Raw genomic sequence first — 11,594 nt, forward strand, 5'->3', positions numbered from 1 at the left:
CAACTCCTGCGTTTCAGCCCGAATTCAGGCGGCTGCCGGATCGAGCCGGCCGAGTCCACGCAGCCACGAGATCAGCAGCCGCAGCCCGTCGTCGAAGGAGATGGGCTCATAACCGAGGCGCCGGGCGGTCAGGTTGTCGTCGCTTCTCAGCTTGCGCTCGCTCTTGGCCGCAGCCTTCGCAATGGCCATCAAGGTGGGCCCGAATTCGGCGGTCAACGCCTCGGGATCCGTACGGTAATCGAGATCCTGGACACGATGGTCGATTCCGGCGATCTCGCAGGCTCGATTGATTCCGCCGGCGGTGCTGAAGCTTTCCTGCGGCCGGCCGACCAAAAGGTAGCGCTCGCCCGCCACGCCGCGATCCAGCGCCGCGATCGAACCCATCGCGACGTCCTTGCCCGCCACCCACGTCACCGGAAAAGCGAGGTAGCGCTTGATCTTTCCGCGCATGCCCGCCAGCAACACCCGATTGAAGCTGGTTCGGTACAAGGCGCGTTCGACGACCGGGGCAGGGCCGAAAATCGCGCCGGGGTGACACGTCAGCACGTCGTCGCCCGCGGCGGCGCGCCGGTGCGCTTCCTGAAAAGCGGCGAGCTTGGTCACGGTGTAGGGGTCTTTGGGTGGGTTGTCCAGCACGGGTGCCTCTTCGAAGTCGACTCCGGTGCTCAGATCGAGGAAGGTGGCGGTGCTCAGTGCCACCACCCGACGCATGCCGTGCGCTTTGCCCGCATCCAGAACGTTGGCGGTGCCGACCATGTTGACCGCCTTGAAGTCTTCGAGGTCCTGGCTCGCGCCACCCAGTAACGCCGCACAGTGGATGGCCGCTTCAGCGCCCTTGGCCGCGCGCAGCACGTCGTCGCCGTCGCGGATGTCGCCCTTGACCAGCTCGACTCCGATATCGGACAGCGCGGGGGCTTCGTCCGGATTGCGGACCAGGGCCCGAACCTGATCGCCCCGCTGGATCAACTGCTCGCAGACATTGCCGCCGGTCTGCCCGGTCGCGCCGGTGACGAAAATCGTGCTGGGCATGGCCGTCCTCCTCGGTGTTACATATCGAACATTTTCAGTCACAACTGTAAACCTTGACGTGCGATTGTTCTATATTTAGATTCATGGCACTCGATCCTTCAAGCGTCCTTCTCACCGACCGCGTCGCCGTTGTCACCGGCGCCGGCTCGGGCATCGGCCGCGGCATCGCGGCGGGTTTCAAGGCATTCGGTGCGAAGGTGGCAATCTGGGAGCGCAACCCCGAGTCGTGCGCGTCCGCCGCAGCCGAGATCGGTGCGCTCGGCATCACAGTCGACGTCCGCGACAGTGCTGCGGTGGATGCCGCGCTGGCGCAGACTTCCGCCGAGCTTGGTCCGGTGACGATCCTGGTCAACAACGCCGGCGGGGTCTTCTGGTCGGGGATCCTCGACACCACCGAGAACGGCTGGGACGCGCTGTACAAATCGAACCTGCGCCACATCTACCTGTGCACCCAGCGGGTGGCCCGCGTCCTCGTCGAGCAGAAATTGGCGGGCAGCATCATCAGCGTGACGTCGATCGAAGGTGTCCGCGCCGCACCGGGTTTCGCGACATACGCGGCGGCCAAGGCCGGTGTCATCAACTACACCAAGACCGCGGCACTCGAACTCGCCCCACACGGCATCCGGGTCAACGCCCTGGCCCCCGACATCACCTTGACCGAGGGGATCATGCAGATAGCCCCGCCGGGCGCCGAACAGCGGTTCGGTCGCACGGTCCCGATGGGTCGCGCGGGCCACGTCGACGAAATGGCTGGCGCAGCAGTGTTTCTCGCGTCCGACATGGCCAGCTACATCACCGGGCAGACGATCCACGTCGACGGCGGCACTCAGGCCGCCAGCGGCTGGTATCACCATCCGGAGACCGCCGCGTACGTGCTCGGCCCGAGCTAGTCGCCGGTGTCCATCATGACGTGTGCGGACATTCCACCGTCGATCGCAATCATTTGTCCGGTGATGTAGCGAGACTGCTCCGAAGCCAGGAACACGACCAGGTCGGCGACGTCTTGTGGTTGTCCGAGGTACGGCGTCAGCGTGGCGCGGCCGAGGCGACCGATGATGTCCTCGGATAGGTGCGCGCGTACGGCGTCGGTCAGGATCAAACCGGGCACGATGGTGTTCGCCCGCACGCCGCCCTTTCCCTCACTGGTCGCGACGTACATCGTCAAGGCGTGCACCCCGGACTTCGACACCCCGTAGGCCAGGCGGGTCCGGTCACCCGACAGCGCCGCCCCCGACGACATGTTGATGATGGAACCGCCGCCGCTCTGTCGCATTTCGGGCACCGCGTGCTTGCACATCAGCAGCTGGCTGCCGAGGTTGACTTCCAAAGACCGCTGCCACACATCCAGCGCCATCTCGCTGACGGTGGTATCCCGCGACAGGAAGCTGCTGGTGGTCAGCGCCGCATTGTTGTGCAGCACATCGAGGCGGCCGAACTCCGCCACCGTGGACCGCACGACATGTGCGGCCGCGTGCTCTGCTGCGAGGTCGCCGCCGAGTGCAATGGCCTGCGCCCCCGTCCGCCGAATCTCGTCGACGACCTCCGCGGCCTTCGCCTCGTCGATATCGACAACCGCGACGGCGGCGCCTTCACGCGCCAATTCGTGCGCCGTTGCCGCACCGATCCCGCCGGCACCCCCAGTGACTATCGCAACCTTTCCGGCGAGTCTGGACATCGAGTTCTCCCAACGCCGGTCTTTTCGGTGACGCTAAAGAAAGTTAGCCTGATTCGATGCCGCGTATTGCGCCAATCCCGATGCAAGAGCTCAGCTCACACTCCCGCGAAATCGTGGAGGCCGGCGTCGCGGCCGGACTCTATGCGACCCCGGTTCCCTTGCAGATCTTCGCCTATCGCAGCGCGCAGCTCGAACAGGTCAACATGGCCAGGACCCACCTCGGTGCCGGCACCCTGCTCGGCGGCCGGATACTGGAGCTGTTGCGTATTCGCAGCGCCCAACTGGGCGAATGCGAGCCCTGCAGCCAATCACGCAAGCATGACTCGATCACCGACGAGGATGTCGCGTGCCTGCTGGCGCCGGGCCATGGCGCGCTGACGCCGCAGGAGCAGATGGCCGTCGAGTTCATCGACCTGCTCTCCGCCGATCACCACGCGATGGACGACGAGTTCTACAAGCGGTTGGGGGAGCACTTCAGTGCCGCACAGATCGTCGAGCTCGGGTTCACTTGCGCCGGGGTGATGGGACTGCACCGCTTCATCCATACCCTCGACGTCTACGGCGAGTCGACGCCTGTCATCGCCTACTCCTCCGACCAGGTCGATTCGTCGAGGTAACTACCCGCGTCGCTGACCGAGCAGGTCGGCCCAGTCGCGCGGCACCCGGTCGTGCGGACCCGGCACCGTCTGGTCCTGCGGATGGCATTGCGGTGCGGCAAGTTCGGGACCGTCGTAGTAGTCATTGGTCTTGTAGTCCCAGAACCAGTCCTCGCCCGGTTCGAACGATCGGATGATCGGGTGTCCAGTCTCTCGCCAGTGCTGTGTTGCATGCCGGGCCAGCGAATCGTCGCAGCAGCCGATGTGGCCGCAGGCCGCACACCGTCGCAGGTGGAACCACCAACCACCGGCGGCATCACACTCGACGCAGCCAACACCGCTGGGCGGCACCGATGGGTCGACGGCATGCATGGCGACTGCTACTCCCACTCGATGGTGCCGGGCGGCTTGCTCGTGACATCGAGCACCACGCGATTGACCTCGGCCACCTCGTTGGTGATCCGGGTCGAAATCCGTTCCAGCACTTCGTAAGGCACCCGTGTCCAGTCGGCGGTCATGGCGTCTTCGCTGGAAACCGGTCGCAACACGATCGGATGCCCGTATGTCCGGCCGTCGCCCTGCACGCCCACCGACCGGACATCGGCGAGCAGCACCACCGGGCACTGCCAGATCTGCTGGTCCTGACCGGCCGCGGTCAGCTCCTCGCGCGCGATCGAGTCGGCACGGCGCAGCGTGTCCAACCGAGCCGCGGTGACTTCACCGACGATGCGGATCGCCAGGCCGGGGCCCGGAAATGGCTGGCGCGCAACGATTTCCTCGGGCAGGCCCAATTCGCGTCCGACTGCGCGCACCTCGTCTTTGAACAGAAGTCGCAGCGGCTCGACAAGGGTGAACTTGAGGTCATCAGGCAAGCCACCGACATTGTGGTGGCTCTTGATGTTCGCGGCACCGGTCCCGCCGCCGGACTCCACCACGTCGGGATACAGCGTTCCTTGCACCAGGAACTCGGTCTCGTTGTCCCCCAGTGCATCCCGCACGGCACCTTCGAACGCCCGGATGAACTGCCGCCCGATGATCTTGCGCTTGCCCTCGGGATTGGTCACCCCGGACAGCGCCTCGAGGAAGGTCGCCTCCGCGTCGACCGTCACCAGGTTGGCGCCGGTTGCGGCGACGAAGTCGCGCTGTACCTGGGCGCGCTCGCCGGCACGCAGCAGCCCGTGGTCGACGAACACGCACGTCAACCGGTCCCCGACGGCGCGCTGCACCAGCGCGGCGGCCACCGCCGAATCCACCCCGCCGGACAGCCCGCAGATCGCGTGCCCGTCACCGACCTGACTACGGACCTGTTCGATCAATGCCTCGGCGATGCCGGCCGGTGTCCAATCCGCGGCGATGCCGGCGAAGTCGAGCAGGAATCGCGTGAGCACCTGCTGGCCATGCGGCGTGTGCAGGACCTCGGGGTGGTACTGCACGCCGGCCAGTCGCCGCGACCGATTCTCGAAGGCGGCCACCGGGGCACCCGCGCTGGTGGCCGCCACCTCGAACCCGTCCGGCGCCGAGGTGACGGCGTCGCCGTGACTCATCCAGACCGGCTGGGTGTCGGGAAGATCCGAATGCAGGTCACCGCCAACGACTTTCAGTTCGGTTCGGCCGTATTCGCTGGTGCCGGTGCGCGCGACGGTACCGCCGAGCGCCTGGGCCATCGCCTGAAATCCGTAACAGATACCGAACACCGGCACGCCAAGGTCGAACAACGCCGGGTCGAGTTGCGGCGCGCCTTCGGCGTACACGCTGGCCGGGCCGCCGGATAAGACCACCGCCTGCGGATCGCGGGCCTTGATCTCGTCGACCGACGCCGTATGCGGGATCACTTCGGAGAACACCCGCGCCTCGCGCACCCTGCGGGCGATCAACTGGGCGTATTGCGCGCCGTAATCGACGACCAGCACGGGACGGGGCGATGCTGACTCCACCGGCACAGTCTAGAGGCGCACCCTCAACCGCTCATCGCTTGACGTTCGTGTAGTCATATGTCTACACTCACGTCCATACGACTGTAGTCGACTGACTACAGGAAGGTTGAGAGGACAGCACCATGACGGCTCCGTCGACATCGATATTGACCGTGACCCAGTTGGGCAGCCGCATCGGCGCCCGCATCGACGGCGTGCAACTGGCCGGCGATCTGGACACCGACAGTGTCGAGCAGATCCGAGATGCGCTGTTGCGCCACAAAGTGATCTTCTTCCGCGACCAGCACCACCTCGACGACGCGCAACAGCACGCCTTCGCCGCCCGGATCGGTACGCCCATCGCCCATCCCGCGATGCAGCAGGAGAACATGCCGATCATCACGCCGATCAACTCCGAGTACGGCAAGGCCAACCGCTGGCACACCGACGTGACGTTCGTCGCGAACTACCCGGCGGCGTCGATCCTGCGCGCGGTGACGCTGCCGAGCTATGGCGGATCGACGCTGTGGGCCTCGACCGCGGCGGCATACCGAGCGCTGCCCGAGCCGCTCAAACACCTCGCCGACAATCTCTGGGCGCTGCACAGCAACCGCTTCGACTATGTCGCCCCGCCCGAGGCGCAGACCCACGACCAGAAGTCGCACCGGGCCCGGTTCGAGAAGATCGACTTTCGCACCGAGCACCCCGTCGTACGGGTGCATCCCGAGACCGGTGAACGCACGCTGGTGGCCGGGGATTTCGTGCGCGGCTTCATCGGAATGGACAATTACGAGTCGCAAACCCTCCTCGAGTTGCTGCAACGACGAATCACCATGCCGGAGAACACTGTTCGATGGAACTGGGCGCCGGGCGACGTCGCCATCTGGGACAATCGCGCTACCCAGCACCGGGCCATCGACGACTACGACGACCAGTACCGGCTCATGCACCATGTCACCGTCGAGGGCGACGTGCCCGTCGACGTACACGGCGAACGCAGCCGGGTGATCAGCGGGGCGCCGCTGCAGGCGGTCGACACCGCCGCCGGCTGACGGTAGGTGAGCGGTTACTCAGAGGCGACGCGGCGCCACGTGCAGGAGATGGACGCGATGCGCCTGGAGCTGCTGATCCAGCGAACGCCGGGCAAACTCGACGCCGATCGATTCCGCGAAGCCTGGCTGCGGCTCGCCGAAGGCGCGTTCACCGCCGCACCTCCGACCTGACCGCTCGACGCAAGGTCCGGCTAGCCGAACAGCCGGAAAACAGTCGGTCAGCCCGAACGTGTGGCGAACCAGCATCGGGCATGGTGAGGTGGTAACTGGCCGCGGCCGAAATCACCCCTGGCCGACGTCATCCCAGAAGGGAGCTCCGCCGTGCTGGGTCTACCGGAAGCCGTGCACGCCTGCCTGTTCGATCTCGACGGTGTTCTGACCGACACCGCGAGTGTCCACACCAAGGCATGGAAGGTCATGTTCGACGCGTTCCTGCAGCATCATGCCGAACAGACCGGCGAGCCGTTCGTCCCGTTCGATCCGGTCGAGGACTACCTGAAATACGTCGACGGCAAAAAACGTGAAGACGGCGTCCGGTCGTTTCTGGCCAGCCGCGGCATCCAGCTGCCCGACGGCGATCCCGACGACTCGGGCGACAAGGACACCGTCTACGGCTTGGGCACCCGGAAAAACGACGCGTTCCAGGAGACGTTGCAGAACGACGGCGTCAAGGTATTCGACGGCTCGCGCCGTTACCTGGAGAAGGTGGCCGCCGCGGGTCTCGCTACGGCGGTGGTGTCTTCCAGCGCCAACACCCGCCAGGTGCTGGAGATCACCGGGCTCGAAAAGTTCATCCAGCAGCGAGTCGACGGCGTGACCCTGCGCGAGGAACACATCGCCGGCAAGCCCGCGCCAGACTCCTTCTTGCGGGCGGCCCAACTGCTGGGAATCGAAGCGGCCGCGGCCGCAGTGTTCGAAGACGCGCTGTCCGGAGTGGAGGCAGGGCACGCCGGCCACTTCGGGTACGTCGTCGGCGTGGACCGGGTGGGCCAGGCCGAAGCGCTGCGCCAACACGGCGCCGACGTTGTCGTGACCGATCTCGCCGAACTGCTTTAGGACGCAAACATGATCTCGGATGACACCTTCCCCGTCGAACCGTGGCAGGTCCGCGAAACTCGGCTGGATCTCAATGTTCTGGCTCAATCGGAGTCGCTGTTCGCGCTATCCAACGGGCACATCGGAATTCGCGGCAACCTCGATGAAGGCGAGCCGCACGGCCTGCCCGGCACGTATCTGAACTCGTTCTACGAAGTCCGGCCGCTGCCCTACGCCGAAGCGGGCTACGGCTACCCGGAGGCCGGACAAACCGTCGTCGACGTCACCAATGGCAAGATCCTGCGCCTGCTGGTCGACGACGAGCCGTTCGATGTTCGCTACGGCAAGCTGTTGAGCCACGAGCGGGTGCTCGACCTGCGGGCCGGCACGCTGAAGCGATACGCGCACTGGGAGTCACCAGTCGGCAAGCAGGTCATGGTGACTTCGACCCGGCTGGTGTCGCTGGCACAGCGCAGTGTTGTCGCCATCGAGTATGTGGTCGAGGCGGTCGAAGAATTCGTCCGTGTCACAGTGCAATCCGAGCTGGTCGCCAACGAAGACCAGCCCGTCACATCGGGCGACCCGAGGGTCGCCGCCATCCTCGACAAACCGCTGGAGGCCGTCCAGCACGAGGACACCGAATGCGGTGCACTGCTGATGCACCGGACGCGCGCCAGTGCGCTGATGATGGCCGCGGCGATGGATCACGAGATCGCGGTCGAAGGTCGCGTCGAGATCACCAACGACGCAGGCGACGACCTCGCCCGTACGACCGTGATCTGCGGGCTGCGGCCGGGCCAGCAGCTGCGGATCGTGAAATACCTGGCATACGGCTGGTCCAGCCAGCGTTCCCGTCCCGCGCTTCGCGACCAGGCCGCCGCGGCGTTGCACAGCGCCCGCTACAGCGGCTGGCAGGGCCTGGTGGACGCGCAGCGCAAGATCCTCGACGACTACTGGGACAGCGCCGATGTCGAGGTCGAGGGCGACCCGGTCTGCCAGCAGGCGGTGCGGTTCGGGCTCTTCCACCTGCTGCAGGCGAGTGCACGAGCCGAACGGCGCGGCATCGCCAGCAAGGGTCTGACCGGCACCGGGTACGACGGCCACATCTTCTGGGACACTGAGGGATTCGTCCTTCCGGTGCTGACGTATACATTGCCGCATGCCGCCGCCGACGCATTGCGTTGGCGCGCTTCAACTTTGGATTTGGCCAAGGAGCGCGCTGCGCAGCTGGATCTGAAGGGCGCCAGCTATCCCTGGCGTACGATTCGCGGCCAGGAATGCTCGGCCTACTGGCCCGCCGGCACCGCTGCTTGGCACATCAACGCCGATATCGCCATGGCTTTCGAGCGCTATCGCGTCGTCACCGGCGACGAGTCGCTGGAGAAGGACTGCGGGCTGGAGGTGCTCGTCGAGACGGCACGACTGTGGCATTCGCTGGGCCACCACGACCGCCACGGCGTATGGCACCTGGACGGGGTCACCGGTCCCGATGAATACACCGCAATCGTCCGGGACAACGTGTTCACCAACATGATGGCGGCCCACAACCTGCGGGTGGCAGCCGATGCGTGCACGCGCAACTCCGAGACCGCCCGAGATATGGGCGTGAGCAGCGATGAGACTGCTGCTTGGCGAGATGCCGCTGATGCCGCCCACATTCCCTTCGACGAAGAGCTCGGCGTGCATCCGCAGTCCGAAGGATTCACCACGTATGCCGAGTGGGACTTCACCGAGAAGACCTCCTACCCGCTGTTGCTGCACGAGCCGTACGCGTTGCTCTATTCGGCTCAGGTGATCAAGCAAACCGATCTGGTGTTGGCCATGTACTGGCAAAGCCACAAATTCACCGACGAACAGAAGGCGCGCAACGTTGACTACTACGAGCGGCGCACGGTGCGCGACTCGTCGCTGTCGGCCTGCACCCAGGCGGTGATGTGCGCCAACGTCGGGCATTTGGAGCTGGCGCACGACTACACCTACGAGGCGGCGCTGGTCGACCTGCGCGACCTGCACCACAACACCCGCGACGGGTTACACATGGCGTCGCTGGCCGGCGCGTGGACCGCTCTGGTCGCAGGCTTCGGTGGCCTGCGCGACGACGAGGGACTCCTGGCCCTGAACCCGTATCTGCCCGACGGCATCTCACGACTGCGGTTTCGGTTGCGCTGGCGCGACTTCCGGCTCACGGTGGACGTCAGCCACGAGGAGGCGACCTACACGCTACGCGACGGGCCCGGGGGTGAACTGACCATCCGGCACGACGGCGAGGATCTCGAGCTCAGCACCAGCGCGCCGACGACGGTCACGTTGAAAAAGCGTGAGCCGCTGCTGCCACCGCCGCAGCAGCCACCCGGACGCGAACCGCTACACCGGCGCCGCTGAGGGGCCCGATCAACCAGCCGAGCTGACCGGTTCGATCGGCAACCATCGCAGCGCGCCGGGCGCATCGGCCGGCACCACCGGATGCTGCGGCGCGATCGGATCGAGTCGGCGATAGGGCTCACCCTGCCGCGGCCGCAGATCGTTTTCACCCTTGTTCGGCCACAGCGACGCGGCCCGCTCGGCCTGCGCCGATATCGACAGCGAGGGGTTGACGCCGAGGTTCGCCGAGATCGCCGCACCGTCTACCACGGACAGTGTCGGGTAGCCGTACACCCGGTGATACGGGTCGATCACGCCGTGTTCGGCGCTGTCGCCGATCACCGCGCCGCCGAGGAAGTGCGCGGTCAGCGGAATGTTGAACAGCTCGCCCCAGGTGCCGCCGGCCACCCCGTCGATCTTGGCGGCGATGCGACGGGTGACTTCGTTGCCGGCCGGAATCCACGTTGGGTTCGGCTCGCCGTGCCCCTGCTTGCTGACATACCGGCGTCGGCCCAGCTTGCCGCGTTTGGTGAACGTGGTGATCGAGTTGTCCAGATGCTGCATCACCAGTGCGATCACCGTGCGCTCACTCCACTGACGGGGATTGAGCATTCGAAGTATGCCGCGCGGATCTTCACCAGCTTGATCCAGCAACTGCCTCCAGCGCGGCACGTCGGTGCCGTTGGGGCCCGACCCGTCGGTCATCAAGGTCTGCAACAGCCCCATGGCGTTGGAACCCTTGCCATACCGGACCGGTTCGACGTGCGTGTCGGAGGTCGGGTGAATCGACGATGTGATCGCGACGCCATGGGTCAGGTCCAGGTCCGGCGAGACCTTCAAAGTCGCGGCCCCGACGATCGATTCGGAGTTGGTGCGGGTCAGAACACCGAGCCGATCCGAGAGGCCGGGCAATGCGCCGGTGTCACGCATCTTGAACAACAGCTTCTGCGTGTTGTACGTGCCGGCGGCGAGCACCAGATGATTAGCGGTCAACGTGCGCTTCTTGCGGCGCAGCACGCGGCCGGTGTGCTTGGTGCGAACCTCCCACAGTCCGTCGGGCCGCTGCGCGAACCTGGTGACTGTCGTCATCGGATGTATCTGCGCCCCAGCCGATTCCGCGAGGCCGAGGTAGTTCTTGAGTAGAGTGTTCTTGGCGCCGTAGCGGCAGCCGGTCATGCACGACCCGCATTCCAGGCAGCCGGTCCGGGCTGGGCCGGCACCGCCGAAGAACGGGTCGGGCACCGTCTCGCCAGGCGTCTTGGTTCCGTTCGGGCCGAAGAACACCCCGACCGGAGTCGGCACGAAGGTGTCACCGCAACCCATGTCGTCGGCGACCTCCTTGAGCAAGCGATCAGCGTCGGTGAACGTCGGGTTCTCGACCACACCGAGCATCCGCTGCGCCTGTTGGTAATGCGGCATCAACTCCGCGCGCCAATTGGTGATGTGCGACCACTGCTGGTCGTTGAAGAACGGCTCCGGCGGTATATACAGCGTGTTGGCGTAGTTCAGCGATCCACCGCCCACGCCGGCGCCGGCCAGGATCATGCAGTTCTGCAGCAGGTGGATGCGCTGGATGCCGTAGCAGCCCAGCTGGGGAGCCCACAGGAACTTACGCAAGTTCCACGATGTCTTGGCGAAGTCCTCGTCGGCGTAGCGGGGGCCGGCCTCGAGTACGCCTACCCGGTAACCCTTTTCGGTCAGGCGCAGCGCGGTGATACTGCCCCCAAAGCCCGAACCGATGATCAAGACGTCGTAGTCAGGTTCCACCGAACCAGTATGTACTGACTCGCCGGTAATGATCCAGCGATCGAAGTCAGCTTCCTACGGTCAGGCCGACCTTCTGGAATTCCTTGAGGTCGCAGTAGCCCGACTTGGCCATCGAGCGGCGTAATCCGCCGACGAGATTCAGCGAGCCGAACGGATCGTCGGACGG

At 65.6% G+C, this 11,594-nt stretch carries 11 protein-coding genes and 1 pseudogene; 6 read left to right on the forward strand and 6 right to left on the reverse strand.

Translation table 11 applies throughout. From position 1 onward, the window contains the following. Positions 1-24 precede the first annotated feature (24 nt). Complete coding sequence (locus WAN02_RS18395) at positions 25-1,029, reverse strand: NAD-dependent epimerase/dehydratase family protein (protein ID WP_422265681.1); 1,005 nt, start codon at positions 1,027-1,029, stop codon at positions 25-27. Between the two features lie 83 nt (positions 1,030-1,112). Between WAN02_RS18395 and WAN02_RS18400 the strand changes: the two genes are divergently transcribed. Continuing rightward, positions 1,113-1,919 (forward strand): SDR family NAD(P)-dependent oxidoreductase, encoded by an 807-nt coding sequence (locus WAN02_RS18400; RefSeq protein ID WP_422265682.1) that lies wholly within the window; start codon positions 1,113-1,115, stop codon positions 1,917-1,919. On the opposite strand, the gene WAN02_RS18405 is transcribed toward WAN02_RS18400, so the two are convergent. After that, positions 1,916-2,704 (reverse strand): SDR family NAD(P)-dependent oxidoreductase, encoded by a 789-nt coding sequence (locus WAN02_RS18405; RefSeq protein ID WP_422265683.1) that lies wholly within the window; start codon positions 2,702-2,704, stop codon positions 1,916-1,918. The genes WAN02_RS18400 and WAN02_RS18405 overlap by 4 nt on opposite strands. A gap of 56 nt (positions 2,705-2,760) precedes the next feature. On the opposite strand from WAN02_RS18405, the gene WAN02_RS18410 reads away from it, so the two are divergent. Next, entirely contained in the window at positions 2,761-3,321 is a 561-nt protein-coding gene (locus WAN02_RS18410) for a carboxymuconolactone decarboxylase family protein (RefSeq protein WP_422265684.1), read from the forward strand. Here the strand turns inward: WAN02_RS18410 and WAN02_RS18415 are convergent, their stop codons facing one another. Together WAN02_RS18415 and guaA are read right to left on the reverse strand one after the other, a co-directional pair. Then, complete coding sequence (locus WAN02_RS18415) at positions 3,322-3,672, reverse strand: UBP-type zinc finger domain-containing protein (RefSeq protein ID WP_422265685.1); 351 nt, start codon at positions 3,670-3,672, stop codon at positions 3,322-3,324. A gap of 8 nt (positions 3,673-3,680) precedes the next feature. Next, entirely contained in the window at positions 3,681-5,234 is a 1,554-nt protein-coding gene (guaA, locus tag WAN02_RS18420) for a glutamine-hydrolyzing GMP synthase (protein WP_422265686.1), read from the reverse strand. Between the two features lie 122 nt (positions 5,235-5,356). On the opposite strand from guaA, the gene WAN02_RS18425 reads away from it, so the two are divergent. The 4 genes from WAN02_RS18425 to WAN02_RS18440 all read left to right on the forward strand — a co-directional run bounded on the left by WAN02_RS18425 (position 5,357) and on the right by WAN02_RS18440 (position 9,682). Continuing rightward, positions 5,357-6,265, forward strand: a complete 909-nt coding sequence (locus WAN02_RS18425; RefSeq protein ID WP_422265687.1) for a TauD/TfdA dioxygenase family protein — start codon at positions 5,357-5,359, stop codon at positions 6,263-6,265. Between the two features lie 6 nt (positions 6,266-6,271). After that, a complete protein-coding gene (locus WAN02_RS18430; RefSeq protein WP_422265688.1) occupies positions 6,272-6,436 on the forward strand; it encodes a hypothetical protein in 165 nt (54 codons plus the stop codon). 150 nt (positions 6,437-6,586) lie between these two features. Next, the gene (locus WAN02_RS18435) at positions 6,587-7,321 is read left to right on the forward strand and encodes a beta-phosphoglucomutase family hydrolase (RefSeq protein WP_422265689.1); all 735 of its coding nucleotides are present in this window, start codon (positions 6,587-6,589) and stop codon (positions 7,319-7,321) included. Positions 7,322-7,330: 9 nt separating this feature from the next. Beyond that, positions 7,331-9,682 (forward strand): glycoside hydrolase family 65 protein, encoded by a 2,352-nt coding sequence (locus WAN02_RS18440; RefSeq protein ID WP_422265690.1) that lies wholly within the window; start codon positions 7,331-7,333, stop codon positions 9,680-9,682. Positions 9,683-9,691: 9 nt separating this feature from the next. Here WAN02_RS18440 and WAN02_RS18445 read toward each other — a convergent pair whose 3' ends face one another. Beyond that, entirely contained in the window at positions 9,692-11,428 is a 1,737-nt protein-coding gene (locus WAN02_RS18445) for a GMC family oxidoreductase N-terminal domain-containing protein (protein ID WP_422265691.1), read from the reverse strand. Positions 11,429-11,474: 46 nt separating this feature from the next. Continuing rightward, a pseudogene (locus tag WAN02_RS18450) lies at positions 11,475-11,594 on the reverse strand (GuaB3 family IMP dehydrogenase-related protein); the annotation flags it as partial.

This window comes from Mycobacterium sp. (genome assembly GCF_049281135.1).
GTDB lineage: Bacteria > Actinomycetota > Actinomycetes > Mycobacteriales > Mycobacteriaceae > Mycobacterium.

What these genes read in the sequence shown, in the direction of transcription:
- WAN02_RS18395 (WP_422265681.1), bottom strand. Translation starts at nt 1,029, where the DNA reads ATGCCCAGCACGATTTTCGTCACCGGCGCGACCGGGCAGACCGGCGGC.
- WAN02_RS18400 (WP_422265682.1), top strand. Translation starts at nt 1,113, where the DNA reads ATGGCACTCGATCCTTCAAGCGTCCTTCTCACCGACCGCGTCGCCGTT.
- WAN02_RS18405 (WP_422265683.1), bottom strand. Translation starts at nt 2,704, where the DNA reads ATGTCCAGACTCGCCGGAAAGGTTGCGATAGTCACTGGGGGTGCCGGC.
- WAN02_RS18410 (WP_422265684.1), top strand. Translation starts at nt 2,761, where the DNA reads ATGCCGCGTATTGCGCCAATCCCGATGCAAGAGCTCAGCTCACACTCC.
- WAN02_RS18415 (WP_422265685.1), bottom strand. Translation starts at nt 3,672, where the DNA reads ATGCATGCCGTCGACCCATCGGTGCCGCCCAGCGGTGTTGGCTGCGTC.
- WAN02_RS18425 (WP_422265687.1), top strand. Translation starts at nt 5,357, where the DNA reads ATGACGGCTCCGTCGACATCGATATTGACCGTGACCCAGTTGGGCAGC.
- WAN02_RS18440 (WP_422265690.1), top strand. Translation starts at nt 7,331, where the DNA reads ATGATCTCGGATGACACCTTCCCCGTCGAACCGTGGCAGGTCCGCGAA.